Annotated in this window: 26 protein-coding genes and 1 riboswitch; of the genes, 11 read left to right on the forward strand and 15 right to left on the reverse strand. The window is 71.4% G+C overall.

The genetic code is table 11. The features are described from left to right. Positions 1 to 22: 22 nt before the first annotated feature. Positions 23 to 238, forward strand: a complete 216-nt coding sequence (locus MVG78_RS18305; RefSeq protein ID WP_247560508.1) for a helix-turn-helix domain-containing protein — start codon at positions 23 to 25, stop codon at positions 236 to 238. Positions 239 to 690: 452 nt separating this feature from the next. On the opposite strand, the gene MVG78_RS18310 is transcribed toward MVG78_RS18305, so the two are convergent. The 5 genes from MVG78_RS18310 to MVG78_RS18330 form a co-directional block, all read right to left on the reverse strand. Further along, positions 691 to 1,284 (reverse strand): recombinase family protein, encoded by a 594-nt coding sequence (locus tag MVG78_RS18310; protein WP_247554719.1) that lies wholly within the window; start codon positions 1,282 to 1,284, stop codon positions 691 to 693. A 190-nt stretch (positions 1,285 to 1,474) separates the two neighbouring features. Next, positions 1,475 to 2,734: a tyrosine-type recombinase/integrase gene (locus tag MVG78_RS18315; RefSeq protein ID WP_345892841.1), complete on the reverse strand. Its 1,260-nt coding sequence runs from the start codon at positions 2,732 to 2,734 to the stop codon at positions 1,475 to 1,477. Between the two features lie 788 nt (positions 2,735 to 3,522). Further along, on the reverse strand, positions 3,523 to 3,831 hold the full coding sequence (locus MVG78_RS18320; protein ID WP_247554721.1) for a hypothetical protein: 309 nt from the start codon (positions 3,829 to 3,831) through the stop codon (positions 3,523 to 3,525). A gap of 366 nt (positions 3,832 to 4,197) precedes the next feature. Further along, positions 4,198 to 4,515, reverse strand: a complete 318-nt coding sequence (locus tag MVG78_RS18325) for a hypothetical protein (RefSeq protein ID WP_247554723.1) — start codon at positions 4,513 to 4,515, stop codon at positions 4,198 to 4,200. Between the two features lie 86 nt (positions 4,516 to 4,601). Beyond that, positions 4,602 to 5,270 (reverse strand): lysophospholipid acyltransferase family protein, encoded by a 669-nt coding sequence (locus MVG78_RS18330; RefSeq protein ID WP_247554726.1) that lies wholly within the window; start codon positions 5,268 to 5,270, stop codon positions 4,602 to 4,604. 320 nt (positions 5,271 to 5,590) lie between these two features. Then, positions 5,591 to 5,812, forward strand: a riboswitch (cobalamin riboswitch). A 15-nt stretch (positions 5,813 to 5,827) separates the two neighbouring features. On the opposite strand from MVG78_RS18330, the gene MVG78_RS18335 reads away from it, so the two are divergent. The 6 genes from MVG78_RS18335 (at position 5,828) to MVG78_RS18360 (ending at position 10,533) form a co-directional block, all read left to right on the forward strand. After that, positions 5,828 to 6,034 carry a CbtB domain-containing protein gene (locus MVG78_RS18335; protein ID WP_247554729.1) on the forward strand — a complete coding sequence of 69 codons (207 nt, stop codon included), beginning with the start codon at positions 5,828 to 5,830 and terminating at the stop codon, positions 6,032 to 6,034. A 9-nt stretch (positions 6,035 to 6,043) separates the two neighbouring features. Further along, positions 6,044 to 6,799: a CbtA family protein gene (locus MVG78_RS18340; protein WP_247554732.1), complete on the forward strand. Its 756-nt coding sequence runs from the start codon at positions 6,044 to 6,046 to the stop codon at positions 6,797 to 6,799. Between the two features lie 192 nt (positions 6,800 to 6,991). Then, positions 6,992 to 7,267 carry a hypothetical protein gene (locus tag MVG78_RS18345; protein ID WP_247554735.1) on the forward strand — a complete coding sequence of 92 codons (276 nt, stop codon included), beginning with the start codon at positions 6,992 to 6,994 and terminating at the stop codon, positions 7,265 to 7,267. 196 nt (positions 7,268 to 7,463) lie between these two features. Beyond that, positions 7,464 to 7,736, forward strand: a complete 273-nt coding sequence (locus tag MVG78_RS18350; RefSeq protein WP_247554737.1) for a hypothetical protein — start codon at positions 7,464 to 7,466, stop codon at positions 7,734 to 7,736. Positions 7,737 to 7,954: 218 nt separating this feature from the next. Beyond that, positions 7,955 to 9,274, forward strand: a complete 1,320-nt coding sequence (locus MVG78_RS18355) for a DUF1800 domain-containing protein (RefSeq protein ID WP_345892842.1) — start codon at positions 7,955 to 7,957, stop codon at positions 9,272 to 9,274. After that, positions 9,271 to 10,533 (forward strand): DUF1501 domain-containing protein, encoded by a 1,263-nt coding sequence (locus MVG78_RS18360; protein ID WP_247554739.1) that lies wholly within the window; start codon positions 9,271 to 9,273, stop codon positions 10,531 to 10,533. Before MVG78_RS18355 ends, MVG78_RS18360 begins: the two co-directional genes overlap by 4 nt. A gap of 36 nt (positions 10,534 to 10,569) precedes the next feature. On the opposite strand, the gene MVG78_RS21625 is transcribed toward MVG78_RS18360, so the two are convergent. From MVG78_RS21625 to MVG78_RS18400, 8 genes are all read right to left on the reverse strand, one after another. Further along, positions 10,570 to 12,645: a methyl-accepting chemotaxis protein gene (locus MVG78_RS21625; RefSeq protein ID WP_282615022.1), complete on the reverse strand. Its 2,076-nt coding sequence runs from the start codon at positions 12,643 to 12,645 to the stop codon at positions 10,570 to 10,572. Positions 12,646 to 12,755: 110 nt separating this feature from the next. After that, on the reverse strand, positions 12,756 to 13,724 hold the full coding sequence (locus MVG78_RS18370; protein ID WP_247554741.1) for an ABC transporter substrate-binding protein: 969 nt from the start codon (positions 13,722 to 13,724) through the stop codon (positions 12,756 to 12,758). Then, positions 13,721 to 14,860, reverse strand: a complete 1,140-nt coding sequence (locus tag MVG78_RS18375; RefSeq protein WP_247554744.1) for an LLM class flavin-dependent oxidoreductase — start codon at positions 14,858 to 14,860, stop codon at positions 13,721 to 13,723. Before MVG78_RS18375 ends, MVG78_RS18370 begins: the two co-directional genes overlap by 4 nt. Positions 14,861 to 14,882: 22 nt before the next feature. After that, the gene (locus MVG78_RS18380; RefSeq protein ID WP_247554747.1) at positions 14,883 to 16,019 is read right to left on the reverse strand and encodes an acyl-CoA dehydrogenase family protein; all 1,137 of its coding nucleotides are present in this window, start codon (positions 16,017 to 16,019) and stop codon (positions 14,883 to 14,885) included. Next, positions 16,016 to 17,005, reverse strand: coding sequence for an ABC transporter substrate-binding protein (locus MVG78_RS18385; RefSeq protein ID WP_247554750.1), 990 nt, complete (start codon positions 17,003 to 17,005; stop codon positions 16,016 to 16,018). Before MVG78_RS18385 ends, MVG78_RS18380 begins: the two co-directional genes overlap by 4 nt. After that, positions 17,002 to 17,745, reverse strand: a complete 744-nt coding sequence (locus MVG78_RS18390; protein WP_247554752.1) for an ABC transporter ATP-binding protein — start codon at positions 17,743 to 17,745, stop codon at positions 17,002 to 17,004. The genes MVG78_RS18385 and MVG78_RS18390 overlap by 4 nt, the downstream gene beginning before the upstream one ends. 17 nt (positions 17,746 to 17,762) lie before the next feature. After that, entirely contained in the window at positions 17,763 to 18,455 is a 693-nt protein-coding gene (locus MVG78_RS18395) for an ABC transporter permease subunit (RefSeq protein ID WP_247554771.1), read from the reverse strand. A gap of 577 nt (positions 18,456 to 19,032) precedes the next feature. Next, entirely contained in the window at positions 19,033 to 19,533 is a 501-nt protein-coding gene (locus MVG78_RS18400; protein WP_247554774.1) for an Lrp/AsnC family transcriptional regulator, read from the reverse strand. Between the two features lie 305 nt (positions 19,534 to 19,838). Here MVG78_RS18400 and MVG78_RS18405 point away from each other — a divergent pair, with 305 nt between their 5' ends. Together MVG78_RS18405 and MVG78_RS18410 are read left to right on the forward strand one after the other, a co-directional pair. Beyond that, positions 19,839 to 20,243, forward strand: coding sequence for a response regulator (locus MVG78_RS18405; RefSeq protein WP_247554792.1), 405 nt, complete (start codon positions 19,839 to 19,841; stop codon positions 20,241 to 20,243). Positions 20,244 to 20,457: 214 nt separating this feature from the next. Continuing rightward, complete coding sequence (locus tag MVG78_RS18410; protein WP_247554814.1) at positions 20,458 to 21,780, forward strand: Nramp family divalent metal transporter; 1,323 nt, start codon at positions 20,458 to 20,460, stop codon at positions 21,778 to 21,780. 54 nt (positions 21,781 to 21,834) lie between these two features. Here the strand turns inward: MVG78_RS18410 and MVG78_RS18415 are convergent, their stop codons facing one another. Next, on the reverse strand, positions 21,835 to 22,779 hold the full coding sequence (locus tag MVG78_RS18415; RefSeq protein ID WP_247554817.1) for an SPFH domain-containing protein: 945 nt from the start codon (positions 22,777 to 22,779) through the stop codon (positions 21,835 to 21,837). A 184-nt stretch (positions 22,780 to 22,963) separates the two neighbouring features. Here MVG78_RS18415 and MVG78_RS21630 point away from each other — a divergent pair, with 184 nt between their 5' ends. Beyond that, positions 22,964 to 23,350, forward strand: a complete 387-nt coding sequence (locus MVG78_RS21630) for a nucleoside hydrolase (RefSeq protein WP_282615074.1) — start codon at positions 22,964 to 22,966, stop codon at positions 23,348 to 23,350. After that, positions 23,248 to 23,958 (forward strand): nucleoside hydrolase, encoded by a 711-nt coding sequence (locus MVG78_RS18420; RefSeq protein WP_282615075.1) that lies wholly within the window; start codon positions 23,248 to 23,250, stop codon positions 23,956 to 23,958. Before MVG78_RS21630 ends, MVG78_RS18420 begins: the two co-directional genes overlap by 103 nt. Positions 23,959 to 24,033: 75 nt before the next feature. Here the strand turns inward: MVG78_RS18420 and MVG78_RS18425 are convergent, their stop codons facing one another. Beyond that, positions 24,034 to 24,903, reverse strand: coding sequence for an oxygenase MpaB family protein (locus MVG78_RS18425; protein ID WP_247554837.1), 870 nt, complete (start codon positions 24,901 to 24,903; stop codon positions 24,034 to 24,036). Between the last annotated feature and the right edge of the window lie 5 nt (positions 24,904 to 24,908).

A 24,908-nucleotide genomic window follows, 5' to 3' on the forward strand; every position in this document is an offset into this window, starting at 1 on the left:
CATGGACGCGGCCCAATGCCGCATGGCGCGAGCTGCACTTCAGCTTGGAGTGCGTGAGGCCGCAGCCCTGGCCTCGGTGTCCCCAAACACCATCGCCCGTCTCGAACGCGGCGAAAGCCTCTACGCCCGCACGGTGGACGCTATCAGGACTGCCCTCGAAGGGGCCGGCGTCGAGTTCATCCCCGAGAACGGTGGCGGGGCTGGGGTGAGGCTGCGCAAGACGGACGCGCCATCGTGAGTGGGGCGGGACGTTCCCTGCCCCGGCGCCGATCTCCTGTCCGCAGGATGCATGATCCCCTTCTTAGCCGCCTGGCATTTCTTCGGATCACTTCCCGCCGGTATCCCCTCATGGCGGGCTTCCATGACGAGAAGACCGGCAACGGCACGGCCTTCGGGCAGGTGGGAAGACAAGGCCCCTGGATGTGGGAACGCACCATCCGGGCCGGACAGTGGTCTGGCCCGTGGCGTCGCATCCGCTGGCGAGACGAGGCCAGGGGTTAATGCTGTTGGCAGCTCCGAATGCTGCCGACAGCATGACATTCTCACCGCGACGATCGAACCGCGATCGGTACCTCAACCAGCGGCCGGAGAACTTCGAGGCGGTTGGGATAGGCAGCTGGCTAAGGAGGCTTAGGCAGCGAATCTGTTCATGTCGCTAGCACCACCGCCAAACCACTGAGACGATTCTGGCTACTTCTGCTCGGGCACGTTACCTGTAGGCGGTAACGTGCTGCTGCCGAGGATGCGATACACAGAGGCCCTGCCCATCCCCAGGCGACGCGCAATGTCCACCGGCCGCACCCCTTCAGTCTTGAGCCGCATCACTTCGGCCGCCTGCCGCTGCGCAGTCGGGGCGCGGCCCTGGTACTTCCCTTCCGCCTTGGCTTTGGCGATACCCTCGCGCTGGCGTTCCAGCATCAATCCGCGCTCGAACTCCGCCACCGCCCCCAGCATGGTCAGCATCAGGCGCCCAGTGGGGGTGCGCGTGTCCACCTCCTGTCCCCCCATGGACAGGACCCGCAGCGCCGCCCCCGCCGCTTCGATGCGGGCCACCAGGGCCAGAAGATCGGCCACCGAGCGGGCGAGGCGGTCAGGCTTCGTGACCACCAGCGTGTCCCCGGCCCGGAGCTGCGCCAGCGCCGCGTCGAGTTGGGGCCGGGCCGCCACCGACGACACGCGCTCGGACAGGATGCGTTCGCAGCCGGCGGCGCGCAGATCGCGATCCTGTCCTTCCAGCCCGGCGAGTTGTTCCACGGTGGAGGTGCGGGCGTAACCGATCTGCATGGCGGCAAACTGTCTCATAGGGTCTATAACGTCCTAAGGGGCAATTGTCCCAAAATGCAAGAGCAATTCGTACGAGACACTTTGGGGCGCTTCTCGGGGACGGCGTGAGACGCCTCAATAGACCAGGCTCTATTTAGACACTCGTGCTGGATCGGGCTGGCACAGGGAGCCTTGATCCGCTGGCGGTGCCCTACCGGGGCCGGACGGGCAGCAGGAGGACGTTGCTAGCCTGCGCCTGCCGGTCGGGCACGGTGGCGACGCGCAGCACGTAGCGTGCCCAGGTCCGCAGCGCCGCCTCTCGCTCGGGCAGGAACTCGTGCCGCTGGTAGATCGCCGCGACGCCATGGATCGTGCCCTGGACATGGTTGAGCAGCCGATCCGCGACGTGCGGCGCCACGCCTTCCTGCGCCAGCGCCGTCACACCCGTGCGGCGAAAGTCATGGAAGCGCCACGCTGGCGGCTCCGGTGGCGCTTCGCCCTCATCGGTGGCGGTGTCGGCGGCCTCGGCCGCCTCCTTCGCCATCATTCGCAATAGGCGCTCCTTGGCGTTGGAGAAGCCGGAGATCGGTGTCTTGCCCGTGGTGCTGAACACCAGCTCGGCCCCCTTCGGCCGAGGGATGCGCCGCAGCTCTGCGCGCACCGGTTCTGCCAGATGGACGAGATGCGCCTTGCCGTTCTTCGCCCGCTCGGCTGGCACAGTCCAAGTGGACAGGTCCGCCGCCAGCTCGGCCCAGCGCATTCCGGCCACTTCGCCCTCTCGTTGCAGCGTCAGCAGCAGGACCCGCACCCAGGGACCGTATGGGAAGCCCAGCCCAGCAGAGGCCCGCCACACCGCCCCCAGTTCAGCGTCCGACAAGCAACGGTCGCGGGGCACGTCCCTGCCCTCTGTCACTCGGCCCGAGAACGGGTTCATCGGCACCAGGCCGCGCCGTGTCGCCCAACCGAACATGGCACGGGCATAGGCGAGGCTGCGCCGGGCCATGACAGGGCCTCGGTCCTCGGAAATGCCGTCGAGGGCGCGCTGCGCGCCAGCGGCGTCGATGGAGTGCGCCGGCTTCTCCTTCAGCTTGGCGAGGTTCACGAGAAGCGCGCGGCGCGCCTCGGTACGGTAGCTCGGCCGCCTGTCCCGCAGGCCGATAGAGGCCCAACGCTCCACCAAGACCCCGAAGGTCAGTGCATCGGCCTCGCTTTGCTTCCTCGCCGCCGCCTCAGCGGCCAGGGTAGAGCGGTTCTTCTCCCGCCGATCCGCCACCGGGTCGCCACCGCCACGGGCCTGCGCGCGGGCCTGCTCGGCCGCCGCCCGCGCCTGCGCTGGCGTCATCGCGCCATAGTCACCCAGCGTGAGGCGACGCACCGCACCCGAGCCGAGGCGGTACTGGAAAAGGAAGACCTTGCGGCCGGTGTCCGTGACGCGAACCCCGAAGCCCGGCAGCTCGGCGTCGAACACCATCACATCGCGTCGCCCAGGCGGGCACGAGAGGGCGTCAATCTCCCGTTTTCCCAGCTTCATCCGCCTGCGCGCGGGACCATCGGGGGCGCCCAATTCGCTAACCTCTTGTTATTGCTTGGAACACCAAGAACACCTCACGAAATGTAAGGTGTTCCAGCCACACCCACCCTAGAACACTGAAACTGCTTATATTTCTATGTGTGGAACACCAAGAACACCTAGAACACCGCATTTTTGGTGTTCCCCGCCGCAGCAGAACATGGACCGAACGCCCGACCCTGCACAGGGCTCTGACGCCGGTTTCCCGGACTCATCCCGGACTCATTTGAACGGGTAGTGAGGGCGGTTCCTGTCGCACGCTGGCGGCGACCCCATCCTTCAATATGCTGTTTTAACTCACTTCTGTCGGCGCCTGTCGCGTCGCGGCGGGCCGTGGCGGGCTGTCCGGGCGTTTTTGTAATCAGAAGGTCGGGGGTTCAAATCCCTCACCCGGCACCAGCCTCACCCCGCAAGTCACCCCCTCAGGGATCATCCCCGAACAGGAAGGACAGCGCCGCCAGCACGAAGATCAGCACCACCAGGCTCCAAACCAGTAGTTCCACGGGCGGGCTATCCAACGGATTCCCGCCACGCGCGGCGGTGGTTCAGGAAGGGGCGTGCCGGAGCACTATCAGGCCCCGCCACCGGCGGGGCCGGCACGTCCGCGCAGGCACATATCGCGAAGCCGGAATGAAATCCAGGCGGATGGGGGCAGTCCAGCCCCCATTCCAGCCCCCATCCCGTGCCGTTCAGCCGGTCCTGCGCTGGACCGGGCCCGGCACCGGGGCTGATATCCCGTCCTGCTGGCGATCCCCCGTGGCGGTCCCTGTCCCTTCGCCTCCCTCCAGGCTGGAGCCGGGCAGCCATCGCTCGCGATAGCTGTCCCATTCGGCCTTGCTGTCGCAGATCAGGCGCAACAGGTCCTGCGGCACCGACTTTGCGACGCCATCGCCGAAAACCCCGTCGCCGAACTGTGTCCGAAGGCTTTGCCGCAGCCACAGATCGAAGGGGTCCGTGGGCCTCGGAGTCACTGGCGGGCGGGAGGAATCTGCCTTCATGCCGGACCTCGCCAAGAAAGGATAAGCCATTAGAACGCCCGACGGCGCTCCCGGCTTCCCGCGGCGCGGCAGGAACAGCCTCCCCACGCCCCATACCCCTGTGCGGCCTGGAGTCACATCCCCTCTCACATCCTCGGGATGGGGAGGCAGGCCGGGCGCTACTCCGGCAACCCTGGGCCCTTGGACGGCTGGGGTCGGTCCCATGGTCCGGGATGCCGCTGTCATCAGGGGGAACGGCATCCCGCGGGGGCTGCTCCCCCGATCTGCGCGGGCAGGATGCGGAGTTCCCCTTTCCCGCCACAAGCGATGCACCGTCGCGGCAGTCCCCCCGGCACCTCATGCCCTGTAACACGCCCGCCCGCCGCCTCATGGCCATGCGCCGCCCTCGGGCAGCGGCTTCCAGCCGATGGGCTCGATGCGCATCCCTCCCGGCACGAACCAGGCGAATTCCCCTCGCCGCGCCTCCGTCGTCCCGGTGTTGCGTGGCATCCAGCGGAACACCGCCGGCACCTCGCCCAGAACCACGTCCAGCACCAGCACCGGCACGTTCTGGAGGCCGGGGAAGCGGCTCATGCACCGCCAGCCGCCCTGGCGGATCGGCTCCCGCACCGTCCAGGGCAGGCTGTCCGCCCCTGGCCCGGCGCCGGCATCATTTGCCGGAATCCCCGCGCCCACCTGGCTCACCGGCCGATTCCCCATCGCCACGCCCCGCGCCGGCCCGTTCCCTGGCGGCACGTTCCACCCGCCGCTCCCGCCCTGCATCCAGCCGGTCATGCGCACACCGCCTCGGCCGCCCGGTCGGCGGCCATGTCCAGCGCGTCCTGCAGCACCGCCGCATGGAAGGCAGCCGCCTCCCCGCCGATCCCACCCTCGATCCCACCACCGGGCATGATCGGGCGCCCGGCCACCGCCACGCCGCGCGCGAAGGGCAGGGGAATCAGCATCCGGTCCCAGGTGCCGAGCCGGTGCATCGGCAGGGCATGCGCGGCGCAGGGGATCACCGGCACACCGGCCATGGCGGCCAGCCGCACCGCGCCCATCGAAACCTGCCGCCGCGGCCCGCGCGGCCCGTCCGGCACCACCACGGCGATCGAGCCCTGGCGCAACCCCTCCAGCAACTGGCGGGCCGCCGCCATGCCGCCGCGCGAGGAACTGCCCGCCACGGCGCAGAGCCCGAAGCGCTGCAGCATCCGCCCGATCAGGCCGCCGTCGCGGCTGCGCGACACCAGGACCAGTCCAGGCTTGCGCGCCACCCCGGCCTGCGAGGATTGCCAGAAGGCGCTCCAGGCCAGAGGCATCAGGGGCAGGCATTCATGCCAGAAGGCCAGGACGAAGCCCTGTTCGCGCGCCGCCAGGTCGCGCAGATGCTCCGTGCCGCGCAGTTCCCAGCGGATCGTCCGCTGGCAGAGCGACAGATAGCAGGACGGAAGCCAGGTCACCGCCCGGCTGCGCATCAGCGCCTTGCCCAGCCTTCTCCACCGCCGATCCCATCGGCTCCTCGCCCGGGCAGGCCGCTGCGGGCCTTCGGATGGGCGGCTGCGGATGGCCTGCCGCTGCTTCGGCATCCCGTCATGGTCAGACATGCCGGATACACTCAGTGGGAAAATTTCCCACAAACCTTAGACGCCGTTCCCTGTAACAGCCTCCCCGGACTCGACAAACCAGCCATGCGCCCCTTCCACCGTCCCGAAAAAGAACACGCCGCCCGGCTTCCCAGCCGATCGCGCACCCGCCTCTTCCTTCCCCGGGCCATTCGCCCCTAACCTCGCCCCGTGCCGGTCCCGCGCGAGCGGGCGAAGAGGGAACGCCGTGCGCCCACGCCATGGGCAAGTCGGCGGCTGCCCCCGCAACTGTCAGCGGCGAGCCGGCGGCCTTTCCACCCCCATCGGAGGTGGGCCACTGGAGCTTCCAGGCTCCGGGAAGGCAGGCCGCCCGCCATCGCGCCGCGAGCCAGGAGACCTGCCGGCACAGGACACACCTTCATGGCCCCCGCGGGGTGCGGTGGCCGGAGACAGCACGATGCACAACAGCCTTTCCCCCACCGCCGGCCTCGCCGCCCGGCCCGCCTCGCGCCGCCCTGGCCGCCCTGCTCAGCGCCGCGCTGGGGGCCGTCCTGCTGTGGGGCGTCGGCTTCGCCCATGCCGACGCCCTGCACAACGCCGCGCACGACACGCGCCATTCGAACGGCTTCCCCTGCCACTGAGCCGCCGCCATGCACCTCTTCCCGAGGCTTCTCCTCACCGCCCTGCTGGCCGGCCTGCTGTCCGGCGGCTTGGCCACGGTGCTGCACAATCTCGGCACCGTGCCGATCATCCTGCAGGCCGAAACCTACGAGCAGGCCGCCGAGGCGCCCGCGCATCACGCCACGCCCAGCCCGGCCCAGCCCCCCACAGCGTCCACCACGGCGCCCCCCGCGGAGGCTCATGCGCATGACGACGGGGGCTGGTCGCCCGCGGATGGCGCGGAGCGGATCGCCTACACGCTGCTGGCCGACCTGCTGACGGGGATCGGCTTCGCCCTTCTCCTGGTGTCGGGCTTCGCCCTGCGCGCGCCACCCGGCGACGACCGCTCCTTCGGCTGGCGCCAGGGGCTGTTCTGGGGCCTGGCCGGCTTCGCGGTCTTCACCCTGGCCCCGGGCCTCGGCCTGCCGCCGGAGCTCCCCGGCACCGAGGCCGCTCCCCTGGCCGAGCGGCAGGTCTGGTGGCTGGCCACCGCCGCCCTGACCGCCTCGGCCCTGGCGCTGATCGCCTTCACCCGGAATCCGGGCTGGGCCGCGCTGGCGATCGTGCTTCTGCTCCTGCCGCACCTGGCCGGCGCGCCGCAGCCGGCCGGGCACGCCGCCCTTGCCCCGCCGGAACTGGCGCGGCGCTTCCTGGTGACCGCCACGGCGACGAGCCTGCTCTTCTGGGTCGTCCTGGGTACCATCGCCGGCTGGCTCTATGGCCGGCCCACCCGGCGAACGGCCTGACACACCCGCAGGGGCCACACGAAGGCGGCCCAGGAAGGAATCCAGAATGGGGAAGGCCGCCCCGCGCGGCCTTCCCAGCGCGGCGACCCACCGGCCCGCACGGCATGGAACCCTCCCCCGGCTGCGGTGTTGTCCCGGAGACAGCGCCCGGCATGGCGCACGCACCACCTCCGGACAAGGGAATCCCAGACCATGGACCAGCAGGCCACTCAGCCCATGCCCTATGGCAACCAGCCCTATGACAGCCAGCTTCCCGCCCGCACCGGCGGGGATGATGACGCCACGCTCAGCCTGGGCCAGCGCGCCCTCTATGTCGTGGGCGGCCTCGCACTGGCCGCCGCCGGCGCCAGGCCCCGGCCCAACCCGCTGCTGAACATCCTGGCCCTGGGTGCCGGCTCTTATCTCGCCTGGCGGGGGGCCGAAGGCAGTTGCCCCATCAAGGCCGCCTATGTCCGGCGTTTCGGCTGAGACGCCACGGGGGGCTCAGGATCGCCCCCCTTTCTCTCGGGGAGGGGCTGGCGCATCCTGGCCCCTGGGGCGCCAATCCGGCCCCCATCCAGGCGGGTCCGCGCCACAGACCCGCCGCCAAGGAACCGGGAGCCGGCGCGATCGCGGGACGCAGCCGCCCGTGTCGGCCCCGACCGCGACAGGATAGGCTGGAGCCATGACCGAAGACCCCGTCGCCAAGACCGAGACCCTGGTCCGCCACCTGCGGGAACAGGAGCACCATGCCGAGGCCGACCGCCTCCAGGCCGCGGTGACGCAGAAGCAGGGCGGCAACGCCTTCCTGGAGGGTTTGCGCGACCTCTGCCAGACTCTCCTCACCACGCTGGAGGCCATCGACCCCAAGACCGAACTGCTGGCCGAGGAATTGCGGCTGGAGATCGACAAGCGCCTCGGCCACAGCCCTTCCCCACCCCCGGCCGAAAAAGCCTGAACGATCCGGGCGGGTGGATGAACGTTCGTCCATGAATTCCGCCGGAAGTCAACCGTCCCAAGCGTGTTGCGGCACGCGGCCACGCGCCGCCAGCCACTGGGCAGCCCGCTGGAAAACCCCGCTTTTCCGGTAAGGATCCCCCCTTCCGAAGCCCGGGTTGCGCTTCGTTACTCTTCTTGACGACCGGTCCGGCGGCTGCTGCGGGCAGCATCCGGTGCATGGACATGCTTCCGCTCGCAGCGGCGATCCGCTTCGGCCTCGGGCCGCGACCGGACCAGCCCCTTCCCACCGATGCCCTCGCCTGGCTCGACAGCCAGCTCGACGGTCCCGACACCCCGCCCCCGCCGCCGCCCGGACAGGACCGCTACCGCACCGTGGCGGACGGCTTCCAGATCTGGCGCGACCTCGACGCCATGGGGCAGCCCGCCCCCGGCCAGAAGAACCCGATCGAGGAGAACTTCGTCGCCGAGGCCACCGCCCAGCTCGCCTGGCGCATCGACACGCCTCAGCCCTATCGCGAGCGCCTCGTCGATTTCTGGGCCAACCACTTCACCGTCAGCAAACGCGCCGGCTATCCCGTTTCCACCACCATCGGCCCCTATCTGCGGGAGGCCATCCGGCCGCATGTCACCGGCCGCTTCACCGACATGCTCCTGGCCGTCTTCCGGCATCCGGCCATGCTCTACTACCTGGACCAGACCGCCTCGGTCGGCCCCAACAGCCCCTATGGCAAGCGCAGCGGACGCGGGCTGAACGAGAACCTCGCGCGCGAGATCATGGAGCTCCACACCCTCTCCCCCGCCAGCGGCTACACCCAGGCCGATGTGACGGAATTCGCCCGCCTCCTCACCGGCTGGGGCGTGGAGCGCAACAAGGACCCCTTCGGCACCCTCTTCCGCCCCTCGAACCACGAGCCCGGCCCCAAGACGGTGATGGGCGAACGCTTCGAGGAAGGCCCGGATTCCGCCGAACAGGCCCTGCGCTTCCTCGCCTCCCACCCCGCCACCCGCCGCCATGTCGCGCTCAAGCTCGCCCGCCATTTCGTGGCCGACGACCCGCCGCCCGACGTGGTGGCCCGCATCGCCGGCCGCTGGCGCGACACGGATGGCGATCTCGGCGCCGTCGCCCGCCTCCTTCCCCGCCTGCCGGAAGCCTGGTCGCAGCCCTTTGGCAAGCTGCGCGCGCCGCAGGACTTCATCGCCGCCGCCTTCCGCGCCTGCGGCGCCAAGGGGCAGGATGTCGCCCGCATCGCCTATGGCGCCGGCTACACGCTCAACCAGCCGATCTGGACCGCCTTGCAGCCCAATGGCTGGCCCGACCGCGCGCCCGACTGGCTCGGGCCGGAGCCGGTGATGCAGCGCCTCGACTGGTCCTTCGAGACCGCCGGCCGCTTCGGCCGGCTCGACCCGATGGCCGTGCTCGACACCGCCCTCGGCCCCCTGGCCAGCGACGAGACCCGCCTGGCCGTCGCCCGCGCGGGTTCCCCGCGCGAGGCCATCGCCCTCCTCCTCGCCAGCGCGGAGTTCCAGCGCCGATGAGCCGCCTCCCCCTCCCCGACAGCCTCCCCAGCGGAGAGCACCTCCCCCGCCTCGGCCGCCGCGGCCTGCTGCTGGGCCTCACCGCCCTGGCGGTCACCGCCAATGCCCGCCTCGCCTTCGCCGACACTCCGGCCCCGGTGCATGCGGGTGCCGGCGCGCCCCGCCCGCCGCAGCGCCTCGTCGTGGTGATCCTGCGCGGCGCCATGGACGGCATGGCTGCCCTCGCCCCCTATGGCGACGCGAACTACCGCGACCTGCGCGGCTCCATCGCCCTGCCCGAGCCCGGCCAGGATGACGGGCTGCTCGATTGCGGCGGCTTCTTCGGCCTGAACCCGCGCCTCGCCAGCCTGCACGGCTTCTTCACCCAGGGCGAACTCCTGCCCATCCACGCCGTCGCCGGCCCCTACCGCAACCGCAGCCATTTCGAGGCGCAGGACATGATGGAGAGCGGCGCCCCCGAGCGCCTGACCTCCGGCTGGCTGAACCGCGCCTTGTCCGGCATGCCCGAGCCCGGCCCCAGCGCGCCGGAACAGGGCATCGCCATCGGCCTCGACCTGCCGCTGCTGATGCGCGGGCCACAGCATGTCGGCATGTGGGCCCCACCCCGTCCGGTGCGTCCGCCGCCGGATCTCTATGCCCGCATGGCGGAACTCCTGCACGCCGACCCGGAACTCGGCCCCGCCGTGGCGGACGGGCTGCGCGGGCGCGGCTATGCCGCCGGCGTGCTCGGCAATGACGGCATGGGCGGCAACAATGGCGGCTTCACCCGCCTCGCCGCCACCGCCGGCCGCCTCCTGGCGCGCGAGGACGGCCCCCGCGTCGCCGCCATGGAGATCGGCGGCTGGGACACGCATGCCGACCAGACCCGCCGCCTGAACCCCGTGCTGGGCCAGCTCGACGACGGCATGGCGGCACTGCGCGGCCAGCTCGGCGAGGCCTGGAAGCACACCGCCGTGCTGGTGATGACGGAATTCGGCCGCACCGCCCGCGCCAATGGCAACAACGGCACCGACCACGGCACCGGCGGCGTGGCCTTCCTGATGGGCGGCGCCGTGTCCGGCGGCCGGGTCCTGGCCGACTGGCCCGGCCTCACCGAAGGGCAGCTCTTCGAGAAGCGCGACCTCGCCCCCACCCGCGACCTGCGCGCCATCGCCAAGGGCCTGCTGCGCGACCATCTCCACCTCGCGCCGGAGGCCATCGCCCGCGCCTTCCCGGGCAGCGAGGCGGTGGCCGCCGAGAACGGACTGCTCACAGCCTGACGGAACGGGGCCTGACGGAACGGGCCCACCTCCGCCTCAGGCCGCCCGCACCTGCGCGACGAAGCCGCCCACCTCGCCGCGCAGGCGCTCCGACTGTTGCGACAGCTCGCCCGCCGCCGCCAGCACCTGCTGCGCCGACTGTCCGGTCTCCTGCGCGCTCTGGCTGACCGCGTCGATGCTCGCCGTCACCACCCCGGTCGAATGCGCCGTCTGCTGCACCGTGCGGGCAATCTCCGCCGTGGCCGCGGTCTGCTCCTCCACTGCCGCCGCGATCGTCACCGTCGCCTCGCTGACCTCGCCGATGGTGCGGGTGATCTCCTCGATCGCCCCCACCGCGCCCTGGGTCGCCGCCTGCACCTGCGCGATCTGCTGGCCGATCTCCTCGGTCGCCCGCGCCGTCTGCGCCGCCAGGTTCTTCACCTCGGAGGCCACCACCGCGAAGCCCTTGCCGGCATCCCCCGCCCGCGCCGCCTCGATCGTGGCGTTCAGCGCCAGCAGGTTGGTCTGCCCGGCGATGTCGGCGATCAGCCGCACCACATCGCCGATCCGCCCGCTGCTCTCGGCCAGGGCGCGCATCGTCCCATCGGTCCGCCGCGCCCCCTCCACGGCGCGGGAGGTCACCGCGCTCGCCTGCATCACCTGCCGGCTGATCTCCTGGATCGAGGCGCTCAGCTCCTCGGCCGCCGCCGCCACGGTCTGCACGCCCTGGCTGGCCTCCCCGGCCGCGAGCGAGACGCGCGCTGCCTGCTCATCCGTGCCCCGTGCCGCGGCCGACATGCCCTGGGCCGTCGCCTCCAGCTCGGTCGAGGCCGCGGAGAGCATCCCCACCATCTCGCCCACCTGGCCCTCGAAGCCGCGCACGAGCTGCCCCAGCGTCTCGGCCCGCCGCAGCTCGGCCAGCCGCCCGGCCTCCTGCTCGGCCTCCAGCCGCCGCGCCGACAGCATGCTTTCGCGGAACACTTCCGCCGCCGCGGCCATGCGGCCGATCTCATCCCGCCGCCCGAGCCCCGGCACCTGCAGATCCAGCCTGCCGGATGCGAGGCCCTGCAGGGCATCGGTCATCGCCGCCAGCGGCCGCGTCACGCGCCGCGACACCACCAGCAGGCCCGCCAGCGTCAGCAGGATGGTGACCCCCATCAGGACCGCGATGCCGAGCATCTGCGCCGCCGCCCGGCCGGAGATCTCCTCGGCCATGCCGTCGATCGCCCTCAACGCCGCCAGCGCCACATCGGTCGCCCTGACCAGTTCGGCGCTCCCACGATCCTGGAACTCCTCCACGTCCGCCCCGGCCTGCCCCGCCATCAGCTCATCCGCCTTGCGCTGGTAGCGTGCCAGGTAATCCTCCGGAAAGCTCGTGCCGATCCCCGCCAGCGCCTCACGCACCTCCCTGGCGGTATCGCCACGGGCCACGATTTCGCGCACGAGAATCCAGTTCGCCATGACCTCCCCCCGCTTCTCGGTCATTTGCTGCATTTCCGCCGGGGTCGGTGCCCGCCGCTGAGCCATCGCGGCGTGCAATATGCTGGCTGCCTCGCCGGCGCTCTGCCGTGCCATCCAGACCGCCTGCTTCAGCGTCAGCATCTGATTCGTCGTCGGGGCCAGGGTGCGCAGCCGGACCGTCAGTTGCTGTTCCGCCCGGCTCAGCATCCCCACCACGCGCGTCATCTCCTGCTCCACCCAGCGCGCCTCCGGCACACCGCTGTGTGGGTCCCGCAGCATCGTGTCGGCGCGCCGGCGCAACGGCGGCAGTTCCTGGGCGGCCTGACCGAGCAATGCGCTGACCGGCTCCACGTCTCCGAGCATCGAGAGACGCTCCCGCACCCCACCAAACCTGGTGTCGATGCCATCGCGGATCTTCTGGAGCTGGCGCAACCGGTCATCCGTGGCGGCACCGGTAGACAGCAGCGAGGTCAGCACCATGCTGCGCTCGACGCGGATATCGCTGAGAAGGTTGAACAGCTGGGAATCCGCATGCGCCAGCGCCGTCACCTGCTGCGCCCTCTCGCGCTGCCACCAGTCCTGCCATCCATCCAGGACCTGGCTTCCCATCATGAGCACGCCCAGGAGGCCGATCACCCCCCACAGAATCGCCCGGATCGTCAGTCGCCTCAACACGGTGCTTCTCCAGAGAACCATGTCGCGCATCTGAAACGAGTCAGGTGGAGATTCCGTGAACCGTCAGCTCTCCAGGGCCTCCGGGCCGCTCCCCCAGGCGGGCGGCGCTACGCCGCGCCGAGCCCGGCCCGGATCGCCTCCGTGAAGCTGCGGTCCAGCAGGTCCTTCGCCTCCACCGGCTTCCGCACCAGCCCGGCGCGGCGATAGAGGTCGATGTTCTTCTGCTCGTCCCGCTCCACGGCATCGTCCACCGGCACGACCCGCGTCTTCGCCCGTGCGAACCAGTGCTCCGCCACCGGCGCCGGCACGTTCATCAGCCCCGACCAGGTCTGCGCATAGCCGGCGGTGTTCGCATTGGCCCATTCCCGCGCCTGGGCCAGCCGGCGCACCAGTTCCGACAGATCCTCCCGCCGCCGCGCGATGGCATCGTCGCGCGCCGCCTGGAAGCCGAGCCCCGGCGTGATGCCGCGCCCATCCGCCACGATCCGCGCGCCGCCCAGGATCTCCTCCTGCGACACATAGGGCTCCCAGGTCGCCCAGGCTTCCACCGCGCCGCGCGACCAGGCGGCCTTGGCATCCGCCGGCAGCAGGAAAACGAACTGCACCGCATCCAGCGGCAGCTTCGCGTTCTCCAGCGCCGCCAGCACCACCTGGTGCCCGATCGAGCCCCGCCCGGTGGCGATCCGCTTGCCCACCAGGTCCTGGATGCCCTTCACCGGGCTGTCCTTCGGCACGATGATCGCCAGCCCGCCCCGGTCCTCGCGCGTCGCGGCGATGGCCTTGGCCGGCACCCCCGCCGCCGCACCGAAGGTGAAGGGCGCGTCCCCCACCAGCCCGGTGTCGATGGCATCGGCGTTCAGCGCCTCCACCAGCGGCGCCGCGGCCGGGAACTCGCTCCACACGATCCGGTCCTCGAAGCCCTTCAGCGCGCCCGACGCCTCCAGCACCGCCCGCGCATTGCCGCGCTGGTCCCCGACCCGCAGCGGCGAGGCCTGGGCCCGCAGCACGCGCGGCATGGCCAGCATGGCGGCGGCACCGGCCCCCGCCAGCAGCACCCCCCGGCGATGCAGCCTCATTCCGCCGCCACCCGCACGCTGTCCGCGCGGCGTTGCGCCAACCGCTCCGCCACCAGGGCCTTGGTGATCGGCAGCAGCGTCCGCCCATACTCCGCCGCATCCTCCAGCGGGTCGAAGCCGCGGATCAGGAAGGTCGTGACGCCCAGGTCGTAGTATTCCAGGAAGGCCTCCGCCACCTGCTGCGGCGTGCCCACCAGCGCGGTCGTGTTGCCCCGCGCCCCGGTCTCGCGCGCAATGGCGGTGTAGAGCCGCCCTTCCGGCCGGTCGCCCTTCTCCGCCGCCGCCAGCAGCCGCTGCGAACCGGCATTGGCCGGCGCCTTGTTCGCCGGGCCCAGCGCCGCCTGCCCGCGCACCTCGCGCACCCGGCCCAGGATGCGCTCCGCCTTGGCCCAGGCCGCCTCCTCCGTTTCCGCCAGGATCGGGCGGAAGCTCAGCGAGAAGCGCACATCCTGCTCGCGCCCATGCTTCGCCGCCTCCTCGCGCACCCGGCCCACGATCTCGCGCACCTGCGCCTGCGTCTCGCCCCAGAGCGCATAGACATCCGCATGCCTGCCCGCCACGCGCAGCGCCGCCTCGGAGGCACCGCCGAAATAGACCGGGATGCGCGGCTTCTGCACCGTCCGCACCTCGGGCGAGGCGCCCTTGATGCGGTAATAGGCGCCCTCGTGGTCCACAGGCTTCGTGCCGGTCCAGATCGCCTTCAGGATCCCGACATACTCGTCCGTCCGCGCATAGCGGTCGTCCTTGCCGAGCCAGTCCCCATCCCGTGCCTGATCCACGTCATCGCCGCCGGAGATCACATGGATCGCCGCCCGCCCGCCCGAGAGCTGGTCCAGCGTCGCATAGCTCCGCGCCGCCAGGCTCGGCGCCAGGAAGCCCGGCCGGTGTGCCACCAGGAAGCCCACGCGCTTCGTATGCGCCGCCGCATCCGTGGCCAGCAGGAACCCGTCCGGCCCGTTGCTGTACCAGCCGATCAGCACCCGGTCGAAGCCGCCCTCGTCATGCACCCGCATGGATTCGCGGAAATAGCCGAGGTCGATCGCCTCGCCGCGCGGCGGATGGATCTCCGACTGCTCACGCGGCTGCACCATGCCGATGAACTCGACATCGTTCAGATGGGACCCATTCACCGTCATCGGCTTTCTCCCTTCACTCGTCTCAATTCGCACCCAGCGCCCGGCGCCCGGCGGCGCCAAAGGCACTGTCGGGCTGCGGCGTGTGGATGCGCGCGCAGAGCACGTCGCGCAGATGCCGCTCCAGCGGGTTGGAACGCGCCAGCGCGTGGTTGCCGCAGAGCGCCACCGCCTCCTGCACCACCGCGATCGCGTTCTCTGCCGCCACCGTCTTGATCAGCCCGGCCTCGGCCGGCTCCAGCGCCGCGTCGCGCGCGCCCGAGGCGATGAGGCGCGCATTGGTGGACAGCAGTGCCTCGATCCGTCCCACCGCTTCCTGCATGCGCGGCAGCGTGGCCAGCGGCCGGCCGAGATTGGCCGGCACCCGCTCCCGCAGGAAACCGATCAGCCAGTCCCGCGCCGCCCGCGCCACACCCGTGTAGAGCGCCGCGACCAGCAGCGTGTTCCAGGCACCATGCTGCGCGCCCGGCCCGCCCCGTTCCTCCGGCAACCGCAGATCCACCGCGTGTTCCAGCGGCACCAGCGCATCCTCGAAGACCACGTCATGGCTGCAGGAGGCCCGCAGCCCCGCCTGGTCCCAGCTCTCCTCGATCCGCACGCCCGGCGTGTCGGAGCGGACCAGCACCGCCCCCACGCGCGGCCGCTCCTCGTCCGTCCGCAGCCAGACCAGCATCCAGCGCAGCCCCGGCGCGCCGGTGGAATAGATCTTGCGCCCGCTGATGCGCCACCCCTCCGGGGTGCGCCGCGCCAGCGTGGCCGGCAGCCCTCCGCGCGCCGGCGAGCCCAGTTCCGGCTCCACCCGCAGCGCGTTGATCAGCGCCCCGCGCTCCACCGCCTCGCGCCCGACCAGCGCCTTGATATGTTCGGGCACATGCGGATCGGCGACCAGCCCGCGGATCTGGATCAGCTGCATCGCCAGAACCAGCGCCGTGGCCGGGCAGCCCTCGGCCACCCGCCCCACCAGCGCGCAGGCCCGCTCCAGCCCGATCTCCTCGCCGCCATCCTCGCGCCGCGCCGTCAGGCCCAGCATCCCGGCCTCGTGCAGCGCCGCGAAGTTCGCGTGCGGGAAGCTCCCGTCCCGGTCATGCGCCACCGCGCGGGAGGCGAAGCCCCGCACCAGATCGCCCAGCGGATCGGGGCGCAACAGCAAACCGTCCATCATGCCGCCAGCTCCAGCCCATGCCCAAAGTCACGATCCCAGAGCGGTGCCACCCGCACGCCCTTTGGCAGCAGCCCCAGGGCGGCGAAATCGTCCGCCACCGCCTGGTGTGAGGCTATGGCCGCCTCGTCCGGCGCCACCAGCCGCCGCTTCTGGCTGACATTCTCCAGCAGCGCGCGGATCGTCGCCTCCGGCACGTTCAGCAGCCTCGACTGCGCCGCGGCGAGTTCCGCCGTGTGGTTGTCCATCCACAGGAAGGCGCGCGAGATGCGCGCGAGATGGTCGGTGATCGCCGCGCGCCGCCCCGGCTCGGCCAGCGTGTCCGGGCTGGCGAAGACCAGGTAGTTCCCCGACAGGATGCCCCGCGCGTTGCGCAGTTCCCGCGCCCCGGCCTCGCGCGCCATCGGCACGGAATAGCCATAGATCGCCCAGGCATCGAGCGCGCCGTTCTGGAAAGCCGCGCGCCCATCGCTGGGGGAAAGGTTCACCGCCTGGATGTCGGCGAAGCTCAGCCCCGCCTCGGCCAGCATCCGGTTCAGGTAGTAATGCGTCGTCGTCGCCCGCACATAGCCGACGCGCTTGCCCTTGAGGTCGGCGATGCTCCGCACCGGGGAGCCCTTCGGCACCAGCACCACCTGCTCGTTCACATCGCCCCGGATCACGGCGATCACCCTGATCCGCGCGCCCGAGGCGGCGGCGAAGGCCGGCGGGATCTCGCTGCCATAGGCGAGGTCGATCGCCCCGGCATTCACCGCCTCGACCATCAGGTTGCCACTGCCGAACTCCGACCATGCCACCTGATAGGAACGGCCGCGATCCTGGCCCGACAGGTTCAGCAGGAGCTGGTCGCCCGCCTTGTACTGCGCGGCGCGCAGCGTCACGCCCGCCGGCACGGCGCCCTGCGCCCCCGCGCGCCCCGCCAGCAGCAGCGCCGGTGCCGCCAGCACCGCACCCCGCAACGCCCCGCGCCGCGTCAGCACGCTGCTCATGCCGCGCGCCTCACGCTCTCCTCGACACCCAGCTCCGCCAGCAGCCGCTGCCGCAACTCGACGAAGCGCGCATCGCCATGCGCGCGCGGCCGCTCCATCGCCACGGGGATGTCCGCCGCGATCCGCCCGGCATCCAGCACCAGCACACGGTCCGACAGCAGGATCGCCTCATCCACGTCATGCGTGACGATCAGCGTGGTCGGCCCATGCGCGCGCCAGAGATCCAGCACCAGCGCATGCATGCGGATGCGCGTCAGCGCGTCCAGCGCGGCGAAGGGCTCGTCCAGCAGCAGCAGCCGCGGCTCCCGCACCAGCGCCCGTGCCAGGGCGGAGCGCTGCGCCTCGCCGCCCGACAGCGTCAGCGGCCAGGCGTTCAGCCGGTGCGACAGGCCCACCTCGCCCAGCGCCCGCTCCGCCCGCTCCCGCGCGCTTCCCTGCCCGCTGGAACCCGGCAGGCCGATGGTCACATTCTGCCAGACCTTCTTCCAGGGCAGCAGCCGTGGCTCCTGGAACACCGCCGCCACGCTTTCCGGCAGCCGCACCTCGGCATCCTCCGGCACCGGGTCCAGCCCGGCCAGCGTCCGCAGCAGCGTCGTCTTGCCGGAGCCAGAGCGGCCCAGCAGCGCGGTGAAGGAGCCCGGCTCCAGGTCGATATCCAGCCCGTGCAGCACGGTGTTCTGGCCGAAGCGCCGGGTCAGGCCGCGCACCGAGACGGCGCGCGCGTTGTCGTGTCCGCTCATGGTCCCCGCTCCCCCGCTCACGCCTTGATCAGGCTCGGCCGCCAGGCCAGCGCCCGCCGCTCGACGAAGCGCATCATCGCGTCCGCCCACAGTCCCAGCAGCGCATAGACGACGAGGCCCACCACGATGACGTCGGTGCGCAGGAAGTCGCGCGCGTCGTTGATCAGGTAGCCGATGCCCGAGGTCGCGTTGATCTGCTCGGCGATCACCAGGCTCAGCCAGGCCGTGCCGATGGCATAGCGCAGGCCCACGATGCCCGAGGGCAGCGCTCCCGGCAGGATGACGTGCCGTACCATGCCCCGGCGGTCGAGCCCGAAGACCTTGCCCGCTTCCATCAGCTTCGGGTCCACGCCCCGGATGCCGGCGAAGAGCGTCAGATAGACGGGAAAGCTCGTCCCCAGCGCCACCAGGGCGATCTTCGGCGTTTCCCCGATGCCGAACCACAGGATGAACAGCGGCACCAGCGCCAGGAAGGGCAACGTGCGGAGCATCTGCAAGGGCGCGTCCACGATCTCCTCGCCCAGCTTCGACAGGCCGGCGACCAGCGCGAAGCCCACGCCCGCCGTCACCCCGATGGCGAGGCCGAAGGCCACCCGGCCCAGCGAGACCAGCAGGTGGTGCGGCAACTCGCCCGAGAGCGTCAGCTCCCAGGCCGAGGCGATCACCGTGCTCGGCGCCGCCAGGGTGCGGGGGGAGATCAGCCCGGCCATCGAGGCTGCCTGCCAGAGCAGCACGATCACCAGTGGCGAGACGAAGCGCCGCGCCTTGCCCAGGTTCAGCCGCCCGGGCAGCAGCGCCCGCGCGCCGCCCGGGCCAGGCTGCGGTCGGAAAGAGAGGAGGAGCGCCGGGTGGCGCCGATCACCTGGGTGTCGGACATGCTGGCTCCATTTCGGCCGCTGGCCCCCGAGGGAGAGGAAGCGCCGCGCGGTCCGCGAAAGGGGAGAGGTGGTGGAACCCGGCCAGGGGAGGGATCGCCGTTGGGGCGGGTGGCCGGGGCGGGAATGGCGCGGGCCTCAGCCCGGCAGGCCGGGGCCGGCCCGACAGGACCGGACCCGGCCGCGACAACAGGCCGGCCCCATCGGAACAGGACCCCGGGGGCCCCCGATAGGCCCGCCGGGCACGGCCTCTTGCCTCGGTTTCCACGACATCTCGATCATGGAGCGAAGGATAGGCAGGCGGTTATTCGCGATAAATAGTCGGGTTTATCGAAGTTCAACGCCACGGGAGGATGGCTTTCCCCCACCCGCCCGGCCCGGGGGAGTTATTCCTCCGCCCCCTCCGGGGAAGTCACTCCTCCGCCCCCTCCGGGGGCTGGCCGCGGTCGCGGAACGCCGCGCGGTTGAGGGGAAAGGCGGTGGTGTGCTTGATCCGCTCCATGGCGAAGCGGGAGGTCACGTTGCGCATCGGCACCGTCCCGATCAGCCGTTTGTAGAACTGGTCGAACTCCGCCATGTCCGCCACCGCGACGTGGAGCATGTAGTCCACCTCCCCCGCCATGCGGTAGGCCCCCATGACCTCCGGCATGGCATCCACCGCCCGGGCGAAGCGGTCCAGCCATTCGGGCGTATGGTCCCCCGCCTCCACCGCCACGAAGACGCTGAGTCCCACCCCCACCTTCTCGGGCGCCACCAGCGCCACCCGGCGGGTGATCACGCCGGCTGCCTCCAGCTTCTGCACCCGCTTCCAACAGGGCGTGGCGGAAAGCCCAACCTTGTCCGCCATCTGGGCGATGGAAAGCGTGGCATCCTGCTGCAGGATCGCGAGGAGCTTGCGGTCGATCTCGTCCATGAACACTCCGTCCGGCCGCCATTCCGGCCCCGGGGGTGGCCTTGAGGGGGAGGGTTGCCCCGGGGCGGCTGGTCCGGCCATGCCGGCGCCTCCCGGGCCCCTAAGGGATCACGCGGCAGCCGCCGGGGGTCAAGGTCCGCTCAGCCGGCGGGAGGCACGGCCCGATCCGCCCCCCTTCCCGCAGGCCCATGTCCTGGCCGCGCTCCAGCTTCAACCCTGCCCCCGAGGTCCGGAAACTGAACCTTTACCGCCTTGCGGCGCTTAATCCGTGACCAGGACGCAACGATAGGGGCAAGGAGGCCGGTATGTGCGACATACTCGTGGTGGATGACGACGAGCTGGTGCGGGCCACTCTCTCCTCGATCCTGGAGATGGAAGGCTGGTGCATCCGCGAGGCGGCGTCCCCCGACGAGGCCACGGTCGTGACGGAATCCGAGAACTGCCGCGTGCTCATCACCGACATCAATCTCGGCACCCCGCAGGACGGTTTCGACGTCGCCGCGCAGCTCCGCCGCCGCAGGCCCGGCCTGCCCGTGGTCTATGTCAGCGGCCGCCCCTGGGTCTTCGACGGACGCCAGCTCCACCAGGATGAGCGCGCCCTGGCCAAGCCCTTTCGCGCGGAGGACCTCACCCGCACCGTGCGCGAGCTGCTGCGCCTCGTGAACGTGAACCCTCCGCACGGCCAGGACGCCACCCTGTCGGCGTCGTGACGGCGCCCCACTTCCGCCCATCCGGGACTATCCGCGCCACGGCGGCGACACGCCGGCTTTCCCGATGCCCACAGGCCCCTTGCATGCGGAAAAGCCGTCGCGGATGATGTCCCATGAAGCACCACAGCCACGCGAACCTCTCGCGAGATCATCATCTGAACAGGGATTTGCGGCATTGGACGGCTCGTCCGGTGCGGGGATGGAGCCAGCACCAATGAACGGCGCGAACTCCTCCGTCGGCGAAACCCGGCTCGGCAGCCTCCCCGAAGTCCATCGCAGCGTCGGCATCCCCCGCGGCGGCAGCACCTTCCGCCGCTTCCTCGCCTTCGCCGGCCCGGGCTACCTCGTCGCCACCGGCTACATGGACCCGGGCAACTGGGCCACGGCGATCGCCGGCGGCTCTGCCTTCGGCTACACGCTGCTCTCCATCGCGCTGCTCTCTTCGCTGATGGCGATGCTGCTGCAGGCGATCTGCGCGCGGGTCGGCATCGCCACCGGCCGCGACCTCGCCCAGCTCTGCCGCGAACGCCTGCCCCGCCCCCTCGCCGTGCCGCTCTGGCTCCTGGCCGAACTGGCCATCTGCGCCACCGACCTGGCGGAGCTGATCGGCACCGCCATCGCCCTGCAGCTTCTCTTCGGCATTCCGCTGCTGCTCGGTACCGTGCTCACCGCGCTCGACGCACTGCTGATCCTCTGGCTGCAGCACAAGGGCATGCGCTGGCTGGAGGCGATGGTCGCCGGCTTCCTCGCGCTGATCTGCGCCTGCTTCGCCATCCAGGTCGCGCTGTCCGATCCGAACTGGGGCGAGCTGCTGCGCGGCTACCTGCCCTCCGCCTCGATCCTCACCAACCAGACGCAGCTCTACATCGCCATCGGCATCATCGGCGCCACGGTGATGCCGCATAACCTCTATCTGCACACCGCCGCCGTGCAGTCGCGCGCCGTCGCGCCGGACGATGCCAGCCGCAAGGAGGCCGTGCGCTTCGCCACCTGGGACAGTTGCACGGCGCTGACCATCGCGCTGCTGGTCAATTCCGCCATCCTGATCGTCGCCGCCGCGGCCTTCCACTCCAGCGGCCATCACGAGGTCGCGGAGCTCCAGGACGCGCACAACCTCCTCGCCCCGCTGCTCGGCGCCGCCGCGCCCATCCTCTTCGCCGTGGCGCTCCTGCTCTCGGGCCTCAACTCCACCGTCACCGCCACGCTGGCCGGGCAGGTGGTGATGGAGGGCTTCATCCATTTCCGCCTGTCCCCGGTGGTCCGCCGCCTCATCACCCGCGGCCTCGCCATCCTCCCCGCGCTGATCGTCACCTGGATCTATGGCGAAAGCGGCACGGCGCAGCTCCTGATCCTCAGCCAGGTGGTCCTGTCGCTGCAGCTTCCCTTCGCGGTGATCCCGCTGATGCTCTTCGCCTCCGACCGCAGGCTGATGGGCAACCTCGTCACGCCCCGCTGGCAGCAGTTGCTCGGCTGGGCCATCACCGCCCTGGTCGTGGTGCTGAACGTGAAGCTGATCGCGGACACGCTCACCGGCTGAACACAGGGGATTGAAAAGAGAGGGCGGGGACCTGCGCCCCGCTCTCCCCCGGCGTCAGTGGTCCAGCGTCCCCGCATTGATCACCGGCACCGGGTCCTTGTCCCCCACCAGCACCAGCAGCAGGTTCGGCACCATCGCCGCCCGCCGCTCGTTGTCGAGCGCGAGCCCCTTCCGCTCCAGCGCGGAGAGCGCGTCCTCCACCATGTCCACCGCCCCCGCGACGATCTTGCGCCGTGCTGCCAGCACCGCCTCCGCCTGCTGCCGCCGCAGCATCGCCCCGGCGATCTCGGGCGCATAGGCGAGATGCGTGATCCGCGCCTCCCCGATGCGGATTCCCGCGCGCCCGACCCGCTCCTGCAACTCCCGCACCAGCCCCTGCACCACCTCGTCGCCGCCATCCAGCAACGTGACCGGCGCCCGCGCCGCCACCGCCGCCTCGGCCTCCGTGCCACCCACGCCGCTGACGATGGCCACCTCCGTCGCGTCATAGGCATGTGCCCCGGCGATCCGCCGCAGCGCCGTGTCGCTCTGCACCCGCACGAAACCTTCGTAGTCGTCGATCTCCAGCAGCGCCGCCGCCGAATCCGACACCCACCACACCACCGCCGCGCCGATCTCGATCGGGTTGCCCACGGCATCGTTCACCTTCAGCGCCGCGATCTCATGCGTCCGCAGCCGCCGCGATACCTTGCTGCGCGTGTAGAGCGGATTGGTGAAGCGCAGCCCCGCCATGCCATCCGTGGCGCGATAGGCGCCGAAGAGCAGCAGCACCGCACTTTCGTTCGGCGCCAGCACATAGAGGCCGCGCAGCAGGAACAGCCCCAGCACCACCAGCAGCCCGGCCGGGACCACGCGCCCCGGATGTCCCGTCGCGGCGGAGCCGAGGAACAGCAGCACTCCCGCCGCCACCAGCAGGAGGATCGCCCCCAGGGCCAGGTAGCCGCTCACCGCGAAGCCGCGCCGGTCCCTCACCGTCCCGCCACCATCCGCTTCCGCCATCGTCAATCCTCCCAACCCAAGGGGCCAACCCAAGGGGCCAACCCAAGGGGCCAACCCAAGGGACAACGCCCCGCCCGCGATCCGTTTCCCCGCCCACGGCTTGACTCCCGCCCTGCCCCCCGGACCAATGCCGCCGCGCCGCCCCCGGTGGACGGCCCCCGAAACCCTTCCGGAGCGCCGCCGCATGACCGCGCGGAAAGTCATCTTCGACACCGATCCCGGCATCGACGATGCCTGCGCCCTGGCGCTGATCGCCGCCAGCCCGGCGCTGGATCTGGTCGGCATCACCAGCGTCTTCGGCAATGCCACGGTCGAGACCACCACCCGCAACGCGCTCTATCTCCGCCGCCGCTTCCGCCTCGCCGCCCCGGTCGCCCGCGGCGCCGCCCGGCCGCTCGCCTGCCCGCCGCGCGACTTCCCCACCTTCATCCATGGCGAGAACGGCCTCGGCGACACCCCCTTCCCGGCCTGGAGGAAACCGGCCAGGACCCCGCCGACCGGCCGCACACGCTCGATGCCGCGCATTTCATCGTGGAACAGCTCCGCGCCGCCCCCGGCCAGATCACGCTGATCGCCGTCGGCCCGCTCACCAACCTCGCCATGGCGCTGGACCTCGACCCCGGTATCGCCTCCCTCGCCGCCGAGGTGGTGGTGATGGGCGGCGCCTTCGGCACGGCCGGCCGCCCGGGCAACGTGTCCCCGGTCGCCGAGGCCAATGTCTACAACGACCCGCATGCCGCCGACCGCGTCCTCACCGCGCCCTGGCCGGTGCGCATGGTCGGCCTCGACGTCACCACCCTCTGCGTGATGAGCGGCGCCTACATGGCCGCGCTGCGCGATCGCGCGCCCGGCATCGGCGGCTTCCTCTACGACATCACCCGCTTCTACGAGGGGCTCTACCGCAGCCGCGACGGCATCGACGGCATCAACGCGCACGACGCCCTGGCCGTCGCCCGCGCCATCGATCCCACCCTCTTCACCGAGCGCCGCGGTCCCATCCGCGCCGTCACCGAGGGCATCGCCATCGGCCAGACCATCCAGCAGGTGGAGGGTATCCGCTACCCCCCCGGCCCCTGGGACAACCTGCCCTCCCAGTCCATCTGCCTCACCGCCGACAATGCGCGCTTCCTGCGCCTCTACGCCGACACGCTGGCGGCCTGGGAGGCCGGGCCGGGCTGAGACCGGCAGCGGGGCCTTCCGGGCGTCCCCGCTTCCGCTCCCCCCGGGAGAAAGGCTCCCGCCGAAGGGCTGATCTCACGCGAAGGCCCAGCGCAGCGTCCGCGCCACCCCGCGCACCCCGCCCCGCACCAGCGGCGCGGCCAGCAGCGGCACCTCCAGCCTATGCATCCGCCGCGCCCAGAGCGGCAGCAGGTCCACCGCCGCCCGCCCCGCCAGGGTCCGGAGCGGCTCCGCCCCGCCCTGCCCGGAGGAGAGCACCAGCCCCGCCACCTCCCGCGTCCGGCTGTCGCAGCGCAGCCCGGGCCGCATCGCCTCGATCAGCCGCCGCGCCTCGCTCCGGCTGCGCGGCACCGGCGCGGCCCCCAGCGCCTCGCCGACCCGCGCCATCTCGGCCACGTAGCGGTCCTGCTCCGCCCCGCTCAGCTCCGCCGCGCCATAGCGCAGCCCGGCCTCCAGGAAGCTCACCACCTCCGTCACATGCACCCAGGCCAGCAGCGCCGGGTCATCGGCGGCATAGGGCGTGCCATCCGGCAGCACGCCCCGCACCCGCGCATGGATTCCCCGGACCCGCGCCACCGCCGCCGCGGCCTCCTCCGGCCCGCCATAGGTGGTGAGCGCGATGAAGCGCGCCGTCCGCCGCAGCCGCCCGCCCATGTCGGCCCGGAAGTCCGAATGATCCCAGACCCCGGCCAGCACCGCCGGATGCAGCATCTGCAGCAGCAGCCCGGCGATGCCGCCCACCATCATCGCCGCCACGTCGCCATGCAGCCGCCACGCCACCGAATCCGGCCCGAACCAGCCATCCCCCCGCCGCGCCACCGGCCGCTCGCCACGGGAGGCATCGTTGAACACCCCGCGCACCTCACGGATGATCCTGCGCTTGAGCGGCGTGGCCAGGGAGGCCGGCAGCAGCGAGGCCAGGGCGGACTGGGAAGCGTCGGACATGATGC

The sequence above is a fragment of the Roseomonas gilardii subsp. gilardii genome, from assembly GCF_023078375.1.
In the GTDB taxonomy this organism is placed as follows: domain Bacteria; phylum Pseudomonadota; class Alphaproteobacteria; order Acetobacterales; family Acetobacteraceae; genus Roseomonas; species Roseomonas gilardii.

Excerpts from the sequence above, each read along its gene's own strand:
- MVG78_RS18305 (WP_247560508.1), top strand. The coding sequence starts at position 23 with ATGGCGCGAGCTGCACTTCAGCTTGGAGTGCGTGAGGCCGCAGCCCTG.
- MVG78_RS18310 (WP_247554719.1), bottom strand. The coding sequence starts at position 1,284 with ATGCAGATCGGTTACGCCCGCACCTCCACCGTGGAACAACTCGCCGGG.
- MVG78_RS18315 (WP_345892841.1), bottom strand. The coding sequence starts at position 2,734 with ATGGTGTTCGACGCCGAGCTGCCGGGCTTCGGGGTTCGCGTCACGGAC.
- MVG78_RS18320 (WP_247554721.1), bottom strand. The coding sequence starts at position 3,831 with ATGAAGGCAGATTCCTCCCGCCCGCCAGTGACTCCGAGGCCCACGGAC.
- MVG78_RS18340 (WP_247554732.1), top strand. The coding sequence starts at position 6,044 with ATGCACCTCTTCCCGAGGCTTCTCCTCACCGCCCTGCTGGCCGGCCTG.
- MVG78_RS18345 (WP_247554735.1), top strand. The coding sequence starts at position 6,992 with ATGGACCAGCAGGCCACTCAGCCCATGCCCTATGGCAACCAGCCCTAT.
- MVG78_RS18350 (WP_247554737.1), top strand. The coding sequence starts at position 7,464 with ATGACCGAAGACCCCGTCGCCAAGACCGAGACCCTGGTCCGCCACCTG.
- MVG78_RS18355 (WP_345892842.1), top strand. The coding sequence starts at position 7,955 with ATGGACATGCTTCCGCTCGCAGCGGCGATCCGCTTCGGCCTCGGGCCG.
- MVG78_RS18360 (WP_247554739.1), top strand. The coding sequence starts at position 9,271 with ATGAGCCGCCTCCCCCTCCCCGACAGCCTCCCCAGCGGAGAGCACCTC.
- MVG78_RS18370 (WP_247554741.1), bottom strand. The coding sequence starts at position 13,724 with ATGAGGCTGCATCGCCGGGGGGTGCTGCTGGCGGGGGCCGGTGCCGCC.
- MVG78_RS18375 (WP_247554744.1), bottom strand. The coding sequence starts at position 14,860 with ATGACGGTGAATGGGTCCCATCTGAACGATGTCGAGTTCATCGGCATG.
- MVG78_RS18380 (WP_247554747.1), bottom strand. The coding sequence starts at position 16,019 with ATGATGGACGGTTTGCTGTTGCGCCCCGATCCGCTGGGCGATCTGGTG.
- MVG78_RS18385 (WP_247554750.1), bottom strand. The coding sequence starts at position 17,005 with ATGAGCAGCGTGCTGACGCGGCGCGGGGCGTTGCGGGGTGCGGTGCTG.
- MVG78_RS18390 (WP_247554752.1), bottom strand. The coding sequence starts at position 17,745 with ATGAGCGGACACGACAACGCGCGCGCCGTCTCGGTGCGCGGCCTGACC.
- MVG78_RS18395 (WP_247554771.1), bottom strand. The coding sequence starts at position 18,455 with ATGGCCGGGCTGATCTCCCCCCGCACCCTGGCGGCGCCGAGCACGGTG.
- MVG78_RS18400 (WP_247554774.1), bottom strand. The coding sequence starts at position 19,533 with ATGGACGAGATCGACCGCAAGCTCCTCGCGATCCTGCAGCAGGATGCC.
- MVG78_RS18405 (WP_247554792.1), top strand. The coding sequence starts at position 19,839 with ATGTGCGACATACTCGTGGTGGATGACGACGAGCTGGTGCGGGCCACT.
- MVG78_RS18410 (WP_247554814.1), top strand. The coding sequence starts at position 20,458 with ATGAACGGCGCGAACTCCTCCGTCGGCGAAACCCGGCTCGGCAGCCTC.
- MVG78_RS18415 (WP_247554817.1), bottom strand. The coding sequence starts at position 22,779 with ATGGCGGAAGCGGATGGTGGCGGGACGGTGAGGGACCGGCGCGGCTTC.
- MVG78_RS21630 (WP_282615074.1), top strand. The coding sequence starts at position 22,964 with ATGACCGCGCGGAAAGTCATCTTCGACACCGATCCCGGCATCGACGAT.
- MVG78_RS18425 (WP_247554837.1), bottom strand. The coding sequence starts at position 24,903 with ATGTCCGACGCTTCCCAGTCCGCCCTGGCCTCGCTGCTGCCGGCCTCC.